This is a genomic window from Serratia sp. N21D137 (assembly GCF_047530005.1).
Taxonomy (GTDB): domain Bacteria; phylum Pseudomonadota; class Gammaproteobacteria; order Enterobacterales; family Enterobacteriaceae; genus Chania; species Chania fonticola_B.
In genome coordinates this window covers 192,982-214,823 of record NZ_JBLJAJ010000001.1, presented here as the reverse complement: position 1 = coordinate 214,823, position 21,842 = coordinate 192,982, and the positions used below count along the sequence as shown (strand labels likewise).

The window sequence follows — 21,842 nt, the reverse complement described above, 5'->3', positions numbered from 1 at the left end:
ACCAGCCAAAATATTTATAAATAGAATATCTCAAGGAGTAAAATAATTATGGCGAATAATATGGAAACAACGCTCACCCCTTATCAGACAATTTTTTATTATGAGTGGCTACAAGATCCCGATCGCAGTGATTACAATATTGTGATCGACAATACTATTGTCGGCGAAATAGACAAAAAAAAGTATAACGATAGTTTTGAACAACTGCTTAACGAGCATTTTATTACCCGTCATAACATTGAAGACGGAACTGATGGAGCCTTTTGGGTACCGAGAGAGCCCGTTTTCAATTTAGTCACCTATCACGACACCGCGTTAACTGATGAAGAAATTTATGCGTTAGTCTCTGCCCCCTTTGACTTAAGAAATGGCCCGCTGGTACGGATACATTTGATTTCTCTTGGGGCAGAACGCTACCGTACCTTGTTTATTTTTCACCATATTGTTGTCGATGGCATCAGTACCGAAGAGGTCTGGGACAAGTGGCGTAAACGCTATAATGGCATCGACTATCAGGTGCCATCGCTGCAGGATCAAGGGGTTATGCACCAGCAGCTTTGCCATAATTTCGCCACGCTGCTGCAAGAAAAAGGCGAACAAATGCGTGAGTTCTGGCGCGAGCGTCTGTGCGATCTTGAAGGCGTTGATTTACGCTTTTTACAAACGGGCCGCCAGCTTGCAACCGCGACAACCCGGCGTCAGATCGACGAGTTACTGTTTGGTTTTGATGAAGATATCAGCCGACGTGTAAAGCTGTTACTGCGCAAGTATAAGTTGACCACCTACCTGTTCGGGCAAATGGTCATGGCCCTGCTGTTGCACAAAATGTCAGGGCAAAAAGCCGTTGCGCTCGCTTTCCCGGTAGCGATCTCTGAAGGTAAGGAGCTGCTGTATGGCGCACATATCAATACCTTGGCTATCGATTATCGCTTTGCGGATGATGCGTCGATCCGTAGCGTTATTGCCAGTGTTCATCGTTATTACAAATCATTAAAACAGACAAAAGCCAAATATTTACCTGTCCATGAGATCCTGGCTTGCGGTGATGCCACCGGCGTACTGGATGTTGCTTTTGCCCAAACGTTCCTGCGTGATCATCAGACCCATTTTAGCGGCATCGTCGATGAGTCGGCCAATCACGACTTTCATATTGACCTGGTGAATCAACTGCTGTTTGAACAGGAGACGTTAGCGAATGGTATCAACTATCGCGTCAGGTTTGATCGCAACGTCCTTGATGTCGCATTGGTTGAGAATTTTATTGAGCTCTATCAAGATCTGTTTATTAACATGCTTGATAAGCTGCTTGCGGGTGAAGTAGACACACCAATAAATACCATCACGCTTATTGCGCAGCCGCCACACCACACCCAGCACGTATGCGCTGGCGCTAAAGTCCCTCAACATTCGATTGTCGAACAATTTGAGCGTATGGCCGCGACTTACCCAGCCCGCAACGCCGTTGTCTATGGCAATCAAACGCTGTCCTATCAACAGCTTAATCAACAGGCCAACCGTCTGGCTGATTACCTGAGGTGTGAACTGCGGATCAAGAGCGGCGATTTCGTCGCCCTGTGTCTTGAAAAGTCGGCAGCAATGCCCGTATGTATTCTTGCCGTACTCAAAACGGGGGCCGCCTATGTTCCGCTTAACCCTGGCGAGGCCGGGAACAGATTAAGTTTTATTCTGCAGGATACAAAAGCTAAGGCAATCTTGGGCGATAGCGCCAGTGTAAACTATCTCAATGAGATTGCAGAGCTGCCGCAGGTGCCAATTATTGCCGTTGATAACCCGCAGTTTCAGCGCGATCTGGTTGCTAAGCAGCAGCCAGAGAACCTTGATATCGCCATATATTTGGACCAGTTAGCCTATATTATTTATACCAGCGGCACGACAGGTAAGCCAAAAGGCGTCATGATTGAACACGCGGGATTAATCAATCTGGCGCTGGTTCAGGGCGAAGCGTTTGGTTTGGCACCTGGCGAGGAGTCGGTAAAGCAATGTCTTTGGTATGCCGCCTATGTTTTTGATGCCCATGTCTCTGAGCTCTTTACGGCGATTGCCAATGGCCATGTGATACATATTTTGCCGGAAAACAAGCGCAAGGATTTTGACGCGTTAGCGGAATATATTGCCGATGCTCGCATTGATATTGCCACTATTCCCCCGGCATTATTGGATAAACACTCCCTTTTAGCGCTCTCTACTCTGGTTGTTGCTGGCGAACCTTGTAATCGTGAGATCATGCAACGTTATCGCGCGCAGGGAACAACGGTTATCAATGCCTATGGCCCGACGGAAAGCAGCGTCTGTGCGACGTTGCACTATTACGAAAATGGCGATAGCAACCTCAATATCGGTCTGCCGCTACTGAATCTTGATGTGCATGTTTTAGATCAACACCTGACACCAGTCCCCGTCGGTGTGATCGGCGAGCTTTATATCAGTGGTGTTGGCCTGGCTCGGGGGTATCTGAATGATACGCAGCAGACCGAGCGCGCCTTTATCACCAATCCCTTCCAGAGCGACGAGCAAAAGCAGCGCAATGAAGCGGCACGGCTGTATAAAACCGGCGATCTTGTCCGCCGCTTGGCCGACGGTCACATTGAGTATGTCGGCAGGCGAGACTCCCAGCTGAAGATCCGCGGTTTCAGAATTGAATTAAGCGAAATTGAAATGCAACTGGTGCAAATTCCGCAGATTATCCAATCGGCGGTCATTGCACATAAGCTCCCGACGGGAGCGCTGTCGTTAGTTGCCTACTATGTTGCGGATGTTGCCGTGGGCAAAGAGCAGATTATTGGGCACCTGGCAGATGCTTTGCCTGACTATATGATCCCGATGGCCTATGTTCACTTAACGGCGTTCCCGATGACGGTTAACGGTAAATTAAACCGTAAGGCATTACCGCTGCCCGATCTGAGCGGCCAGGATGACTATGTCGCTCCTGCCGATGAGATGGAAAGGGCGCTATGCCAGATCTATGGTGAGATATTAGGTCAGGAGCCGGGTCATGTCGGAGTAAATGACGATTTCTTTAGGCTGGGCGGCGACAGTATCAGCGCCATTCAGATGGTGAGAATGATCCGTCAAAGGCTAAAAGGGACGGCCAGCGTAAAAGATATTTTCGACTGCAAAACCGTTCGTTTACTCGCCCGGACTATTGTGATGGACGGCGATGAATGTCATATCAAACATCTCTCCGAACCGGGGATGTTGAGCGGCCCTGCACAGTTGCTGCCGATCCAGCAGTGGTTCTTCGATCGGGTCAAACTGGGCACTTTTTCTGCTTATCAGCACTGGAACCAATCCTTTGTCCTGGATGTCCCCCAGCTGGATATTGGCATACTCAACAAGAGCCTGGCGCTGTTATTTGCCTATCATGATGCCCTGAGACTGGTCTTTACGCATGACGGTAACGGGGGGTACAGCCAGCACTATCAATCAGAAGTCGGCGAAATACCGCTGTCGGTTATTGATGAACCCATGGGTGCCGAGCAACAAATCGCGCTATTTGATCGGTGGCAAAGTGAGTTTGATATCTTTGGCGGCAAGCTGTGCCATATTGGCTATATCACAAGCGAAAATGCGCCACGGGCGAAGCTGCACTTTGCTTTCCATCACCTGATTATGGATGCGGTGAGTTGGCATATCATCAAACAGGATCTGGAAAGGATTTATCGCGCGCTGGAAGGAAACGCGGCGGGTATTAGCGATCCCGTTGAGATTTTGGGTGATAAACCCACCAGTTATCGTCAGTGGGCTGCCCAGGTACAGGATTATGCCAACCATCAGGGAGCCAATGAGGAAACGCTTTATTGGCGTACTGTTATTGGCGGCCTAGGTGACTATCGCCAACGGATAGCGCCGCTTTTCACCTCGCCATCGTTGAGCCAACGCGAGTTATCGTTAAACAAAACCTTAACGCAGCATCTGCTGGGTGGGGTACATCATGTGTTCAATACCCAGGTTAACGATCTTCTGTTAGCCAGCTTCGTTGAGATCCTCAATGAGTTTACCGGGCTGCATACCCAGTACCTGACGTTGGAAGGCCATGGCCGAGAAGCGCTCGATAGCAGCGTTGATATCAACCGTACGGTAGGCTGGCTGACCACTATGTACCCGGTCCGCTTGACCAGCGAGGGGGACTGGCGTCAACGGATCGTGACCGTCAAAGAGACCGTTGGCGGGATCCCGCGCCGGGGCGTTGGATTTGCGCCGTTGATGGGGTATGACGCCGACAAGCTACCACCGGTTAGCTTTAACTATTTAGGGCGCTTTGATGAGGTGCAGCAGGAGGGATGGTGCTTCAGCCCGACAAACAGCGGACAAACCGTTGCGCATGAGAATGGCGAAGCGCATCTGCTCAGCGTCAACTGTGGCGTGGTTGGCGGGGAACTGAGAATACGCCTCTCCGGTTACCTGGCAGACGAAGAATTGCAACACCTGGCGAGCCGTTACCAGGAGGCGATTGCAGGCGTTATTGAACGCTTGCTGGCGGAAAGCCGCACTTATCTGACTGCACGAGATATTGACGGGGTAATACCTCAAGCAACACTTGATGCTCTGCAGCGTGATACCGAGCTGGAGTCGGTCTATCTGGCCAATAGTTTGCAGGAAGGCTTTATTTACCACGCGCTATCGCAAGGTGAAGTCGACGATGCCTACCATACCCAGATGTTCTGGGACTATGACAATGCGCTGGATATCGCCTGTCTGAAGCAGGCATGGTTGCAGGCGCAGCAGCATTATCCAACGCTCCGTCTGCGGTTTAATTGGGATGAAGAGTTGGTGCAGATTGTTGATGCGCACGCTGCACTGAACTGGCATTTCTTTGATCTCAGTGAAAAAAGCGAGCAACAACAGCAAGCCTTCTTCTCTGATTTGTCTGCTCAGGATCGAGCTCGGCCTTACGATTTGTCGATCAGCGGGATCTTCCGTGTCTATGTGGTCAAAAATGCGCATGAACGTTACCGCTGCATTTTCAGCTGCCACCACGCCATCATGGATGGCTGGAGTAACCCGCTACTGATTGAAGCGGTGCATAAATTCTATCTGGCGTTATTGCGTGGTGAAACATTACCGCAGGCATGTGACCACGGTTTCCATCAGGTTCAGCGTTATATACAGTCGCACAAAAGCGAGCATTTACCGTACTGGCGGGACTATCTGGCAGCGCAGGATGAACCCGAAGATTTAAATATCTTGCTGTGCGGGCAGGCGAAGCACGTTCAGTTAAATGAATATAAGCACATTAAAACGTCGAAAACACAGCAGCTGATGTTTGATGAACCTGGTTACCAACAGCTGAAATCGTTCACCGCCGAGAACGCGATAACCCTTAATGCGCTATTGCAATATTGCTGGCACAAAGTACTCAGTATTTATTCTGGCAATGCGGCCAGCATCGTTGGCACGGTGGTTTCAGGCCGTAACCTGCCCGTGGATGGTATTGATCAAACGGTAGGATTATTGATCAACACACTGCCGCTGATCGTCGATCATCAGGCTTCTGTGTCGGTCCTCACGGCGATTCAAAACCTGCAGGACGCGATCAACGAGGCAAATACCCGCAGCCATGTCAATCTGGCTCAGCTACAACCGGCAGGAAAACGCCTGTTTAACTCTTTGTTTGTCTATGAAAACTACCCGATGCCCAGTGGGGACATCGATAGCGATTTACGGCTACGTTTCGCCAGTGCTAACGAGAAACAAGATTATCCGTTGGTGGTGACCGTGCTGGAACAGCAGCACCTGGCGTTGAGCCTGCATTATGCCGGTGAACTGTTTGACGATGTGCTGATCGAACAGTTGCTGAACACCATGAGGACGCTGGTAGAAAATATTGTTCAGGGTGCCTCTCAGTCTCAAAGCGAGTTGCCTTATCTGCAGGCGGCGCAGTATCAAACGATGATCCACCAGTGGAATGATACCCGCAGGCCCTACGAGCATGATAAAACCCTCGCCGCGTTGTTTGAAGCACGCGTGGCCTCCTCACCAGATAGCGTCGCCGTAGAATTTAACGACGTGGTGTTAACGTACGCACAGTTAAACCAACAGGCGAACCAGCTAGCGCATTATTTGCAGCAATGTTGCCAGCTGCGCGCCAACGATCTCGTGGGTCTCTATCTTGAGCGCAGTGAGCAGTTGGTCATTGGCATTCTGGCCATACTGAAAGCGGGCGCGGCCTATGTGCCGATGGATCCGGATTCTCCCGATGAGCGTAATGGCTATATTATCGCGGATGCCAAGGTAAAAGCGGTGCTTTGCCAACGGCAGGCTTTGCAAAAGGTAGACCTGATGGCACCCGGCGCCATGCTTATCCCTCTTGACGCACCAGAAACCACCGCGCGTTTGGCGCGCTGTGCGACAGATAACCCATGCAGCAATACCGGTCCCCACGATCTGGCGTACGTCATTTATACCAGTGGCACGACGGGATATCCTAAAGGGACGCTGATAGAGCAACGCTGTGTGAACCGGCTGGTGATTAATGCCAATTATGTTGAGATCGGTGAACAGGATCGCATTCTTGGTATTTCAGGCTATCAGTTTGATGCCTCCATTTATGACATCTTTGGGGCGTTGTTAAATGGCGCCGCATTGGTGATTGCCGATAAGCCAAATATCCTGGACTTGGACCGTCTCTCTCAGCTTATTGTCGATCGTCAGATCAGCAATTTCTTTGCCACGACCGCCTTCTTTAATACGTTGGTGGATGCTGAACTGCCTGGTTTGCAGCAGTTGAACTACCTGCTGTTCGGCGGTGAGCAGGTGTCCGTTAACCATGTTAATCGTTTTAGAACGCTTTACCCTCAGGTTAAGTTGGTGCATGTTTACGGGCCTACGGAAACGACAACCTACGCCACGGCCTATTTGACCAACACGGCGTCGCAGACGTTTGATTACACTGTTCCCATCGGTCGACCAATTAGTAATACCCAGCTGTATATACTCGACGAACAGCTGCGCCCCGTCCCACAAGGTGCGATTGGCGAGCTGTATATCGGTGGCGCTGGCGTTGGGCGCGGCTATCTGAATAATCCGCAGGCGACAGCGGACGCGTTTATTGCCAATCCGTTCCGCAGTGACGCTGAACGCAACCGTGGTGAAAACGCCCGCCTTTATAAAACCGGGGATCAAGGCCGTTACCTGCCGGACGGTAACATCGAATACCTGGGCCGCAATGACTTCCAGGTTAAGATCCGTGGCTTCCGTATTGAGCTGGGGGAAATCGAAGCCCGGCTGATCGACCATCCTGCCATCCAGCAGGCACTGGTCCTGGCGAGCACTAACCCGGCGGGGCATACCTATCTGACGGCGTACTACGTCGCACAGGATCCCTTGGAGCAAGATGTGTTGCGCGCCCATCTGCAACAGGTTCTGCCGGACTACATGGTACCGTCGGTCTTGGTTCACCTGCTATCGCTACCGATGACCGTCAACGGCAAGGTCGATCGCGCCGCCTTGCCGGTCCCCACGTTTGAGGCGCAGGCAGACCGCGTGGCACCAGAGACGGCGACCGAGCAGCAACTGGCCGAGGTCTTCGCCGAGCTGCTCGCCATCCCGCAGGACAGCCTCAGCGTGCTGGACGACTTCTATCGCCTGGGGGGCAACAGCATTCTGGCGATCAAGCTGGTGGGCCGTTTGACCCGCGCGTTAGAAAAAAGCGTGCATGTCTCTGACCTGTTCCGCCTGAGATCCATCCGGGCACTGGCGGCATTTATTGACGGCGAAGCGCAAGGCTGCCAGGTCATCCAGGCACCGTCGATCGCCCGGCCTGAGGAACAGCGGCTGTCGTTTTCCCAGGAGCGCCTGTGGTTTATCGACCGTTATGAAGAAGGCAGCAACGCCTACAACGTCCCGCTTACGCTCAAGCTGCAGGCCGGAACCGATCCGCAGAAAGTGGCCCAGGCCCTGATGAAGGTGGTTGAGCGTCACGAAGTGCTGCGCACCCTGATCCTGTGCGATGACGACGGGCAGGGGTATCAACATATTCTGCCAGCCGAGACATTCTCACTGAGCATATCGCACGAAACATGCGACAGCGTGCAAGCGCTGCATGCACGACTGCACGAGCATCAACACCGGGTGTTTGACCTGGCGCAGGAGTGCCCGATTGCGGCCAGCAGTTATACGCTGGCGGGAGCCCACTACTTCAGCATCGTTATTCATCACATCGCGTTTGACGGCTGGTCGGTGGATCTGCTGTTAAAAGAGTTACTGCACTATTACCGCGTGTTCACCGGAGAGGCCAGCAATGAACTCCCGGCACCGCCGGTGCAGTACCGGGAATTTGCGCTGTGGCAACGCCAACACCTGCAAGGTGCCACGCTGGACAGGCAACTGGCCTACTGGCATGGGCAACTGGCGGACCATGAACCGCTCAACCTGCCGACGGACCATGTGCGTCCACTGCAGTTGGATTACCGCGGCGACGATATCACCTTCCAGCTGGATACGGCGACCAGTGCCGAACTGCGGGCGTTGGCCGCCTCGTTGAACGTCAGCCTGTACACGGTCTTGCTGAGCGGCTATTACCTGCTGCTGGGGGTTTACAGTAACCAGCAGGATATCGTGCTGGGTACGCCGATAGCGGGCAGGCATTACCCTGGGGTGGAAGACACCATGGGGCTGTTCGTCAATACGCTGGTCCTGAGACGGCAGATAGACGTCAGCCAAACGGTCAGAGAATTTATTGGCGAAACGGGGCAGCAGGTCAGTGAAGCGCATACCCATCAGGATCTGCCTTTTGAAAAACTGGTTGAAGTGCTGAAAACGGAAAAGGACAGTTCAAGGCACCCGATATTCCAGGTGATGTTCAGTCTCCAATCGTTTGGCGCCACAGGACGTACCGAAGGAGAAAGCCTGTTTGAGCAGTATGACGCGCAAGAAGGGGCGTATCGGGCGGCGAAGTTCGATTTGACCGTGATGATGGACGACAGTGAAGAGGCGATCGGCGGCGTCTTCAACTATGCGACGGCCCTGTTCAACGGGCAAACGATGCGGAACTACATCGCCACCTACCAGCATATTCTGCGCCAACTGGGTACGCTGTGCAGTCAGGGGCGTTCCCTTGCGGAGCTTCAGTACTTGGATACGGCACAATACGAGCAAATCATCTGCCAGGGGAACCGCACCGAATGCGACTACCCACGGGAGATGACGATCCACGAAATGTTCGAGGCTCAGGTAGAGAGAACCCCAGAGAATATCGCACTGGTGTTTGAGGGGGTGAGCCTGACCTATCGGCAGTTGAATGAACGCGCCAACCGGTTGGCGGCTTACTTGAGAGCGCAGTTTGTTTTACAACCGGACGATCTGATCGGGCTTTGCCTGGAAAGATCGGAGCGCATGATCGTGAGTATCCTGGCGGTGTTGAAGGCCGGTGCTGCCTATGTACCGCTTAGCCCCGATATGCCCGCGGAGAGAATGCTCTGGACGATAGAAAATATCCACTCCCGCGTTATGCTGACGGAGTTGGGAGCGCAAGAGACGCTGGCCACACTGATTGATCCACAAAAGACGGCGCTGCTGTGCGTGGACGATCCTGAGTTGTTAGCGCAGGTTGCCAGCCACCAGGTGGTTAATGTGGCAACCCGAACCAGACCTGACAATCTGATTTATGTCATCTATACCAGCGGGACGACGGGAACCCCTAAAGGAGTGATGATTGAGCATCATTGTGTCGCCAATCTGGTTGAGGCGCAGCGGAGTATCTTTGGCACGGAGATCTGTCAGGTCGGAGAGCCGACAAAAAGTTACCTCTTCTATTCAAATTATACCTTTGATGCGCATGTCCTGGATGTGTTCAGCCCGCTGCTGACCGGCCATTGCTTACATGTCTTGTCTAAAGAGATACGTTTGAATTTCGCTGCGCTTGCTGCATACATCAAACAACATGCCATTGATATCGGCTTTGTGCCTCCTGCGCTGCTAAATAACAATGAAACATTGGCGCTTTCCACGCTAATCCTGGGTGGAGAGGTAGCCAGTAGCAGCGTGATAGAACGCTATAGCGCTCAGGGGGTCAAAATAGTTAACTGCTATGGCCCAACGGAAACCACGGTCTTTGTCACCAGGAACGTTTACCAAACGGGCGATAGCAATACCATCATTGGCCAGCCAATAGGCAATGCTGGCGCTTATATTCTGGACAGTTGTCTACGGCCGCTCCCTGCGGGTGCCGTGGGCGAGCTCTATATCAGTGGAGACTGCGTAGGCCGTGGCTATTTAAATAACCCAGAGGCGACTCATCAGGCGTTTATCGTCAATCCATTGCAAAGCGAAGAAGATAAAGCGCGAGGACGTCACGATCGGCTGTATAAAACGGGGGATTTAGTCCGTTACCTGAACGACGGTAAGATTGACTATATTGGGCGTAATGATGCACAGGTGAAGATCCGTGGCTTCAGGATCGAATTGGCCGAAATCGAAAGCTGTCTGACCCAATATCCACAGATTGAACAGGTTGTGGTCCTGGCGCTGGAGCATGACTCAGGGCAAAAGTACCTGGTGGCCTATTATGTTGCGCCAGACGCATTGCCAGCAGATGTGCTGTCTGAGCATCTGCAACAGCGTTTACCTGCCTACATGATCCCCACAGCGTTTGTTCATCTAACGGCATTGCCCATGAACATGAACAATAAGTTGGATCGCAAAGCCTTACCTCTGCCGATATTAACGGATGAGGTGAACTACGTGGCCCCAGCCAACGAGAGTGAAATGCTGATCTGCCGCGTATTTGCGGAGGTATTACAGCTGAAGGATTATGCGGTGGGGGTCACCGATGATTTCTTCCGTTTAGGCGGGGACAGTATCAGCAGTATCCAACTGGCGAACAAACTCAAAAAGTTATCTGGCCACCATCTCACGGTGAAAGACATCTTTGCCCACAGAACGCCCAAGGCATTGAGCACTTACCTGCTGCAACGTCAGGGCGACAGTTTGCCGGTTATCCAGTCAGAGGCGGGTATGCTGGCGGATGAGCTCCCCTTGGCGCCGATCCAGCGCTGGTTCTTCCAGGCCGTAGAGTCAGGGAAGTTGCCTGATGCTGGGCATTGGAACCAGGCATTTATGGTTAAAGTGCCAACGTTAAACGTTGAGTTACTGCGTTTGAGCGTGGCTAAACTGGTTGAATACCATGATATTTTGCGGGCCGTTTACCCGAAAGATGCCGCTGTCGGTCACTATCGTCAAGCGATAGAGACGCTGCCATTTGATGCGATCAATCAACAGGATTTCACAGCCGATCAGCTCGATGCGCAGTTGACGGCCTGGCAGAACCGTTTTTGCCTGGCAGAAGGGCCACTGTTCCATATCGGTTATATTGCAGGCTACGCTGATGGGACTGCGCGTATCCATGTGGCGGTACACCATCTCAATATTGATGCGGTCAGTTGGCGGATTATCAACCAAGACTTACGCACGCTTTACCAGTTCTTTGCTGCACAAGGCGATAACCTGGATGTGACGGTAGATGCGCAAACTATCCTGGGCCAGAAAGGCACCAGTTACCGCCAATGGGTCAACTCACTGCAAAACTACCCAGCCGTTGCCGTGAGCAACCATAGGGATGAGAGGCATTACTGGGATAACCTGACTAAGGATTTGGACGTCTGGCACCAGCGTTTGGACACCCATCGCGTGGGGACGCTCAATCGTACGATGATAAGCCTGTCGCAAGAGCACACCGGTTGTCTGCTGCGAGACCTTCATCATGTTTATCACACCGAGATGAACGATATTCTGCTGACCGTACTGGCGGATGCGTTGTCGCAGGTGGTTGGTGGTGACAACCAGTATGTCCTGCTGGAAGGACATGGCAGAGAGGCGATGTTTGACGATGTGGATATCAACAATACCGTCGGTTGGTTTACCTGCATGTATCCGGTCAATCTGCGCGTTGAGCATCGGGACCTTGTACGCAATTTACCGCTGATAAAAGACAGGCTGCGAACTCCTCCTCACCATGGCTTAGGCTATGGCGTGCTGGTTGGCTATGATGCGCAGGCATTGCCTGCAGTGACCTTCAACTACCTTGGCCAGTTCGATGGTGATGAACGGGATGGCGAGTGGGCATTTGTTCAGGAATCTACGGGGTTGGCATTATCAGCGAATAACCGCACAACGGACTTCTTAGCGCTGAACGGCGGTGTGCTCAATGGCCAATTACAGTTCCTGGTCGAGGGTGATCTCAGCCCGGAACAGCTCGAACTGTTTGCCACGACTTATCAACAACGGTTAATCCAGTTGATCGACGAGCTTAAGCGGTCATCTCGCTCTTATCTCACCGAGTCTGATGTTAAGGGTGTGGTCTCCGGTGAATTGTTAGCGCGCCTGCAGCAGGATGAAGAGGTGGCGGCGATTTATCCGGCTAACAGCCTGCAACAAGGATTTATTTATCATTACGTCCTGCAGGGCGATATCGACAACGCCTATCGTACGCAAATGGTCTGGCACTATCGCAATGCGTTGGATGTCGAGCTGTTAAAACGGGCGTGGCAATGCAGTCAGGCGAAATATCCGGCGCTGCGGCTAAGATTCTCCTGGCAGGAAGAGTTTGTGCAGATCGTCGATAAGCAAGGCACCTTTGGTTGGCAGTTTATCGATATCAGTAAGCAGGACGAACGTGCGCAAGCAAGCATCGTGGCTGAACTCATCAAGCAGGATCAGCAGACCCATTTCGATTTGTCTGCTAAAGGGCTATTCCGTCTCTATATCGTTAAGTGCGCGGCCGATCACTACATTTGTCTGTTTAATAACCACCACGCGATTCTGGACGGCTGGAGTCTGCCGATCTTGCTCAATGACGTGCACCAAAATTATCTGGCTTTGCAACAGGGAAGCGCGCCGGAGCAAGCCGAAGATCAAAGCTATCTGGAGGCTCAGGCATTGCTACAGACGGTTAGCCAGGAAACCGAGCAATTCTGGCAAAACTATCTGGGTGGCTTAGAGGTGCAAGAGAATCTCACCGGTTTGCTAAAGCCGGAGATGAAACACGTCAATTTAAGTGAATATAAACACCTGCAAGATCCCCAGACGGTATCGACCGCATTGGCTGGTGAGCTTTACCACGGGCTGAAGGCGCTCTCGCGGCAGCATGGCGTGACGTTGAATGCGCTGATGCAGTATTGCTGGCACCAGCAGCTCAGTCTTTATAGCCATGCGGACGTGACGATTGTGGGCATGACGGTGTCTGGCCGTAACCTGCCGGTGGAGGAGATTGAACGCTCTGTTGGTTTATATATCAATACGTTGCCTGTGGTTCTGACACATACCGATGAGGCGATCATCGAGAATGTCAAACGCCTGCAGGCCCATATAAATGACATCAATAGCTACAGCAATATCAGCCTGATCACACTGCAAAAGGCGGGGGTACGGCTGTTCAACTCGCTCTTCGTGTTTGAAAACTATCCGGTGCCAGCCGATAACGGCGAGAGCCTGTTCAAACTCGAGTTTGAGGACAGTGATGAAAAACTGGATTACCCGCTGGGCATCATGGTGTATGAACAGGATGGGCGCATTGAGTTCAAGATCAACTATGCGGGCGAGCTGTTCAGCCGTTCGGCGATTGAAGGCGTGCTGCAAGGAATACGGCTCACCGTACAGCAGTTGATCGCGGACCCGGCCATGGGTCCCCAGAAGTTATCGCTGCTGACGCAGGACAACTATACGCAGCTGGTAGCAAACCAGCCGCGGGTTCAGGTTGCCGTGGAACGAAATAAATTGGTCGGTCAGATGTTTGAAGAGCAGGCAGCCAGAACGCCGGATGCTTTGGCATTGGTATATCAGGATACGCGTTTGACGTATCGCGAGTTAAATCAGCGGGTGAACCAGTTGGCGGCTTATCTGCAGGCGAACTTTGCGATACAGCCTGACAGCGCGATTGCCCTCTATTTTGATAAGTCGACCCATATGGTCATTGCCATGCTGGCCGTGCTCAAGGCCGGGGCGGCCTATGTCCCGATTAGCCCTCAGGCACCGTTGGAGCGCTTGAGCCTGCTGGTCGACGACGTTAAACCGGTGCTGATCCTGACGCAGCAGCATTATGGTGCACGCATCGCTGGCTGTGGTTTCCCTCTGCTGGATATAGATAACCCGCAACTGGCCAACAGGCTGGCGCAGTTCGACGACAGCAATGTACCGTCACGTACGCAGCCAGACGATTTGGCGTATATCATCTATACCAGCGGAACCACTGGCCGGCCAAAAGGGGTGATGATTGAGCATCACTCGTTAATCAACCTGGCGCAAGGGCAGTCGGACCTGCTAGGTATGCCTACGGGCTATGAGCAGGCTGCCAGGCTAAACACGCTGTGGTATTCGGAATATGTTTTCGATGCCCATGCGCTGGATGTCTTCTGTGCCTTGTTGAATGGCCATTGCCTGCATATTCTGCCAGAACAGCAACGTCTCGACTTTATCGCGCTTTCTGCCTATATCAGGGATCACGCCATCGAGTTCGCCTTTATTCCTCCGGCGTTACTGGCGCAAAATGAACTGCTGGAACTGTCCACGCTGGTCGTTGGCGGGGAGTGTATCGACGGGGCGATGATTGACCGCTACTGTGAGGCCGGAGTCCGTTTGATCAACGGTTACGGGCCTAGCGAAACCACCGTTTGGGCGACGGCGCGGCTCTATCAACCTGGCGATGCCAATACCAATATCGGCAAGGCGATCAACAACGTTTGCGTTTATCTGCTGGATCGCCACCTGCGCCCCGTCCCACAAGGTGCGATTGGCGAGCTGTATATCGGTGGCGCTGGCGTTGGGCGCGGCTATCTGAATAATCCGCAGGCGACAGCGGACGCGTTTATTGCCAATCCGTTCCGCAGTGATGCCGAACGTAGCCGTGGTGAAAACGCCCGCCTTTATAAAACCGGGGACCGGGGTCGTTACCTGCCGGACGGGAACATCGAATACCTGGGCCGCAATGACTTCCAGGTTAAAATCCGTGGCTTCCGTATTGAACCGGGGGAGATCGAAGCCCGGCTGATCGACCATCCAGCCATCCAGCAGGCGCTGGTCCTGGCGAGCACTAACCCGGCGGGGCATACCCATCTGACGGCGTACTACGTCGCGCAGGAGCCCTTGGAACGGGAGACATTGTGCGACCATCTGCAACAGGTTCTGCCGGACTACATGGTGCCGTCGGCCTTTGTTCACCTGCTATCGCTACCGATGACCGTCAACGGCAAGGTCGATCGCGCGGCCTTGCCTGTCCCCACGTTTGAGGCGCAGGCAGACCGCGTGGCACCAGAGACGGCGACCGAGCAGCAACTGGCCGAGGTCTTCGCCGAGCTGCTCGCCATCCCGCAGGACAGCCTCAGCGTGCTGGACGACTTCTATCGCCTGGGGGGCAACAGCATTCTGGCGATCAAGCTGGTGGGCCGTTTGACCCGCGCGTTAGAAAAAAGCGTGCATGTCTCTGACCTGTTCCGCCTGAGATCCATTCGGGCGCTGGCGGCATTCATTGATAATACCGCGCAGGGCTGCCAGGTCATCCAGGCACCGTCGATCGCCCGGCCTGAGGAGCAGCGGCTGTCGTTTGCCCAGGAGCGCCTGTGGTTTATCGACCGTTATGAAGAAGGCAGCAACGCCTACAACATCCCGCTGACGCTCAAGCTGCAGGCCGGAACCGATCCGCAGAAAGTGGCCCAGGCCCTGATGAAGGTGGTTGAGCGTCACGAAGTGCTGCGCACCCTGATCCTGTGTGACGACGACGGGCAGGGGTATCAACAAATCCTGCCAGCCGAGACATTCTCACTGAGCATACCGCACGAAACATGCGACAGCGTGCAAGCGCTGCATGCACGACTGCACGAGCATCAACACCGGGTGTTTGACCTGGCGCAGGAATGCCCGATTGCGGCCAGCAGTTATACGCTGGCGGGAGCCCACTACTTCAGCATCGTTATTCACCACATCGCATTTGACGGCTGGTCGGTAGATCTGCTGTTAAAAGAGTTACTGCACTATTACCGCGTGTTCACCGGAGAGGCCAGCAATGAACTCCCGGCACCGCCGGTGCAGTACCGGGAATTTGCGTTGTGGCAGCGCCAACACCTGCAAGGTGCCACGCTGGACAGGCAACTGGCCTACTGGCATGGGCAACTGGCGGACCATGAACCGCTCAACCTGCCGACGGACCATGTGCGTCCACTGCAGTTGGATTATCGCGGCGACGATATCACCTTCCAGCTGGATACGGCGACCAGTGCCGAACTGCGGGCGTTGGCCGCTTCGTTGAACGTCAGCCTGTACACGGTACTGCTGAGCGGCTATTACCTGCTGCTGGGGGTTTACAGTAACCAGCAGGATATCGTGCTGGGTACGCCGATAGCGGGCAGGCATTACCCTGGGGTGGAAGACACCATGGGGCTGTTCGTCAATACGCTGGTCCTGAGACGGCAGATAGACGTCAGCCAAACGGTCAGAGAATTTATTGGCCAAACGGGGCAGCAGGTCAGTGAAGCGCATACCCATCAGGATCTGCCTTTTGAAAAACTGGTTGAAGTGCTGAAAACGGAAAAGGACAGTTCAAGGCACCCGATCTTCCAGGTGATGTTCAGTCTCCAATCGTTTGGCGCAGCGGGACGTACCGAAGGAGAAAGCCTGTTTGAGCAGTATGATGCGCAAGAAGGGGCGTATCGGGCAGCGAAGTTCGATTTGACCGTGATGATGGACGACAGTGAAGAGGCGATAGGTGGCGTCTTCAACTATGCGACGGCCCTGTTCGACGGGCAAACGATGCAGAACTACATTGCGACCTATCGGCATATCCTGCGCCAACTGGGAACGCTGTGCAGTCAGGGGCGTTCCCTTGCGGAGCTTCAGTACCTGGATACGGCGCAATATGAGCAAATCATCTACCAGGGGAACCGCACCGAATGCGACTACCCACGGGAGATGACGATCCACGAAATGTTCGAGGCGCAGGTAGCGAGGACCCCAGAGAATATCGCACTGGTGTTTGAGGGCGTGAGCCTGACCTATCGGCAGTTAAATGAACGGGCTAACCGCTTGTCGGTTTACTTGAGAGAACGCTTTGCTGTCCGCACTGGCGATCTGGTGGCGCTGTGTCTAAACCGCTCTGAGCATATGCAGGTCGCGATACTGGCCATTCTCAAGGCGGGGGGCGCTTACGTACCACTGGATCCGCTGGCACCGGATGACCGGGTGAGCTACATGCTGGAAAACGCCGGTATCGATATCATCTTGACGGCAAACCCTGGCGATGAGAAAGCCGCTGCACTAGCAGCAACCGGCAGAACCGTTATTGATGTCGCCGATCGGGAAACGTCAGCTGATATTGCCCGCTACCCAGGTGAAAACCAGCCTTCATCGGTGCGGTCTAGCGATTTGGCTTACATCATCTATACCAGCGGCACCACGGGCAATCCTAAAGGCGTCATGCTAGAGCATCACAGTGTGATCAACCGTATTGTCTGGATGCACAAACAATATCCGATCACGGCGCAGGATCGTATCTTGCAAAAGACCAACTACACCTTCGATGTTTCAGTGTGGGAGTTGTTCTGGGCTAACTGGTTCGGGGCCTGTACCGTTTTTGCCTCGCAGGAGGCCTATAAAGATAATGTTTATCTGGCAGAACTGATTGAACAGCAGCAGGTAACGACGCTCCATTTCGTCCCTTCAATGCTATCGGCATTCCTTGAAACCCTGGAGGGGCAGAGTGCGTTGCAGGCAAAACTGGGCAGCCTTAACTACCTGTTTTGCAGCGGAGAGGCGTTAAACGTGGGGGAAGTCAGAAAATGCCAGCGTTTACTGCCGCATTGCCAGATCCACAATCTCTATGGCCCAACGGAAGCGACGGTGGATGTGCTGTTCTACGACTGTAACGCACGCTCCATCAAGGATGTGTTAATCGGTAAGCCGATCGACAATACTTCCGCCTATGTGCTGAATGCACAACTGCAACCCATTCCACCGGGGGCAATTGGCGAGTTATTCATTGGTGGCGTCGGTGTCGCTAGAGGTTACATGAATAATAAGCTATTGACGGACAAAGCTTTCCTGAGCAATCCATTCCAGAGCAATGAGGAAAAGCGACGGGGTTACAATGGCCGGATGTATAAAACTGGCGACGTGGTTCGCTATTTAGCCGATGGCAATATCCAATATCTGGGCCGCAATGATTTCCAGGTTAAAGTGCGCGGTTACCGTATTGAGCTGGGCGAAATCGAGACGCGCCTGGCCAGTTATCCGGACGTTAATCATGCGGTGGTGATCGCCAGTGAGCGTGGTAGCAACGATAAATATCTGGTGGCCTATTATGTTGCAGCGCAGGAAATTTCCACCGAAAAGCTATGCGCTCATCTGCGGGAAACCCTGCCAGATTATATGGTGCCTAGCGTATTCGTTCATTTGACGGCGCTGCCGGTGACCTCAAACGGTAAATTGAACAGAAGGTTGTTACCTGAACCGCAAATAACCCATTCCGTGTCCTACGTGGCGCCGGAAAACAAGGTTGAAAAAACATTGTGCGAGTTGCTTGCTGATACGTTGCAAGTGTCATTTGAGGCAATCAGCATGGAGGATAACTTCTTTGCACTGGGCGGCAACAGCATCCTGGCGATGAGGCTGAACAACCGGATTAATCAGGTGCTGAGGGTGAAAATTCGTCTGCTTGATATTATCAATGCACGCACCTTAGGCGAGTTATCGCAAGTAATTACACAGGCTCAAGGGAAGTCCTTTGAGGTGATCGTGCCATTTAATACGGTAACGCAAAAGCCGCAGATGTTTATGGTTCACCCTGGGATGGGAAACTGTTCTGTCTATCAATCCTTGGCCAATAGGTTGAGTGAGCGCTACTGCTGTTATGGGGTTGACTCATACAACTTCTATCATGAGCAGAAGATCGAGCGGCTCGATGAGTTGGCACGTTATTATCTGGAGCATATCGATCGCATTCTTGATGTCAGCCAACCGGTCACTTTATTAGGCTGGTCGTTGGGCGGGAAGATTGCACTGGAGATCGCGGCCTATTTAGAAGCGCGTGGGGTTAAGGCGATCACTGTCTATCTGCTGGATACCTGGTTGTTAAGTGAAGATCATTATCTGCGCAATGAGTCATCCTTTAACCTGGACTCTATGATGGCGCGGTTACAAATCCCACATTATTTAAGACATAATGTCGAATCGGTTGTCGTCAGCGATAAGCTGTTGAATATACAGCCACTCTCTGCCGTATTAAAACATACGCAGATCGTGTTGTTTAAGGCGACAGAGGAGATAGATAATGAGGGGTATCAACAATACCGGTTTAACAACGTTGATACTGGTGTTGAAAACATCGCCCAGCTACAGCTGTTTGAAATAGCAGCCTGTCACTTTACCTTGCTGGAAAAGGAGGATGAGTTGATTAGCCACATCCGCTAATTGCTTTCTTGGCGCTGGGCAGGGGTTTTATTACCTGCCCAGCATGCTATTGGTGAAGGGCTAAACAACATGACCAATTATATCTACTGCTCTCGTATTGACGAGCTAAGCAGCGAACTGCTTTATTCGCAGCGGGATTATCTTGATAAAGACCAACGGATCCTATTCGATCGGTTTAGATTTGATGACGATAAACGTCGGTCATTATTAGGGAGAATGCTGCTACGTTATGCATTAAAAAAACATGAAGGGTATCAGAGAAGCCACTTTCCTAAACTGCACTATAACCGCTATGGCAAACCTGCTGTGATGGGGATGAAAGGGGGATTTAATCTTTCCCATGCTGGGGACTGGGCTGTGTGTGCCTATACCACGCAAGGGGATATCGGCGTTGATGTGGAAAAGAGAGTCCCCATTGACATACATGACTACCAGGATGTGCTCACTCCTGAGGAGTTTACACAACTCGTTCAGGGGGGAAACGTTGATTTCTTTCGTCTGTGGTCGTTGAAAGAAGCCATCATAAAAGCGGATGGCCGGGGTTTTGCTTTATCTCCGACCACGTTTACCTTACCTCACCCTTTTGCCAATGGCTTAACCGTCGACGTGGCTGAAAAGCGTTGGTACTTGTACTCACAGGATATTGGGGAGGAATATGTCTTATCCAGCGCCTCAACATCCTATGAAACCGGACTGTTTTCGTTAGCCTTTGACACGCTGTTGGCCTGATTTACTCGTTGCCGTTCTCTGCCAAAGCCATACGGGCTGCACGCTCAGCTCTGGCAGACAAAGGCGTTGTCTTTGTCCAGCAAATAAGGGCGCAAATAGGCAACGGTGCTGCACATCGGCAAGATATCCGCTGACAGCGTTATCCCCAACGTTTCGATCAGGTATTTTCTACGCTGCTGCATCCGCTGCCATAGCTGCGGATACTGGCGTTGGAGCTCCAACTTCAGCTGTTCATCCGCCAGTAGCACGGTGCTCTCGGCAGAAACGCCACCAAAGTTGGGCACTGAAGGGATAATATCAATCTGCAGGATCATGCCGCTCAACAGCTTTTGCCGAGAGCCTTGATAAATGGGCGAAGACATCCACTCTTCTTCAGCGGTCAGGTGCCCTGGGCACAGCGACCAACCGTACTTTGAGCGCGGTAAGACCGCTTCCACGTGATCAAACAGCTCGCCGCCACGCATGCCAACGCTAATCACTTCAAGCCAGTGGGCATAGGCAGAGAAGTAGGGCTTGGCGACCGCATCCAGATAGTTTTTCGCTTCTGTTGATAACTCACCATTAGCATTTACCGCATAACCCGCCCGGCTGGAGGCCCCGCCGCGATAGCCTACGGTTAGCGAGATCGTATCACCGTACTTCACGGTGTTGTCGGTTGGGAACAGGTTACCTTTAATGAAGCGTGGGCCGCTGGCAGCAATGGTCACGATACTCGGGTGCTGGCCAAAGCGCACCAGGCAATCCCCTAACTGCTGCTCTGTGACGCCTGGGGCCAGCTTATTCATGGCATCTAGAATGCAATCGGAGGCTAATGCAGCACCATACTCGTAGTGGGCCACCTCGTTGGCATTATTGACCGTTCTTACCCCGTGCTTGCCGATAAACAAGTCGGTCTCATTGGATAAACAGGCTTCATCACCAACAATGTTGCGGATGGTATCGACAATAAATGAGGGGAGATCATAGATTTTCTTGTCGATCTCTGGCCCGTTGGTAAACATCTTCCAGCCAACCAGGCCGGTGCGGGCATTTTCCCGAATGCCGGCTTCAACCAGCAGTTCCTTAATCGACTTATCGCTTCTACCGGGTTGATTCGGCAGTGAAAATTGAGAAAGATGCACCGCCTTGGCCTGAATTCGCGCTTTGCTGACCTTATTGAGATTTTCGTTTCCCAGCACCAGCGTCATTTCGCCATCGGCGTTGATAATCAATAAGGCCTCTTCAAAACGGGTGAAAAAGCCGACCAGATATTCAAAATTGCCGCCGTGCTCGACATCACAGTAAATCACCAGTTGATCAAGCCCACGCTGCTTCATCCTGCTGAGGATGTTGGCTTTTCTTTGTTGGATGGTTTCATCCGTTAGTACAACGGGTACGCCAGAACAGTCCTTTTGCGGCTCTGGGATGGTTTTTAAGCTTACTTGCTGGTTTTTCATCTGACCCTCTTTTGCCGAGTGTGAGTTCGTACAGCCTGTTGATGAGGCCATGACGTTGAAAATAGAGTTGAGACTTATCTTTCAGTGTTAAACAGACAACAATCAGCTTAACGTTAATTTGATCACAGTTTCTACTTTTAACGATTTGATTTCTTGCATTCATTTATCAAACTGATAGCGTATTGGACTGTAAATTAGGATTGTTACTGTCTAACAGGCAAAACCTAAACCTCTGGTGGTGTTGGCTATTAGCTAGCACGCCACCAG

At 52.4% G+C, this 21,842-nt stretch carries 3 protein-coding genes; 2 read left to right on the top strand and 1 reads right to left on the bottom strand.

Translation table 11 applies throughout. From position 1 onward, the window contains the following. Positions 1-48: 48 nt before the first annotated feature. Positions 49-19,410, top strand: a complete 19,362-nt coding sequence (locus tag ACMV5H_RS00895) for an amino acid adenylation domain-containing protein (RefSeq protein WP_414821312.1) — start codon at positions 49-51, stop codon at positions 19,408-19,410. Between the two features lie 69 nt (positions 19,411-19,479). Next, on the top strand, positions 19,480-20,139 hold the full coding sequence (locus tag ACMV5H_RS00890; RefSeq protein WP_414821311.1) for a 4'-phosphopantetheinyl transferase family protein: 660 nt from the start codon (positions 19,480-19,482) through the stop codon (positions 20,137-20,139). A 44-nt stretch (positions 20,140-20,183) separates the two neighbouring features. Here ACMV5H_RS00890 and ACMV5H_RS00885 read toward each other — a convergent pair whose 3' ends face one another. Beyond that, on the bottom strand, positions 20,184-21,575 hold the full coding sequence (locus tag ACMV5H_RS00885) for a M24 family metallopeptidase (RefSeq protein WP_414821310.1): 1,392 nt from the start codon (positions 21,573-21,575) through the stop codon (positions 20,184-20,186). Between the last annotated feature and the right edge of the window lie 267 nt (positions 21,576-21,842).

Coding starts and splice junctions, on each gene's coding strand:
- ACMV5H_RS00895 (WP_414821312.1), top strand. CDS start 49: ATGGCGAATAATATGGAAACAACGCTCACCCCTTATCAGACAATTTTT.
- ACMV5H_RS00890 (WP_414821311.1), top strand. CDS start 19,480: ATGACCAATTATATCTACTGCTCTCGTATTGACGAGCTAAGCAGCGAA.
- ACMV5H_RS00885 (WP_414821310.1), bottom strand. CDS start 21,575: ATGAAAAACCAGCAAGTAAGCTTAAAAACCATCCCAGAGCCGCAAAAG.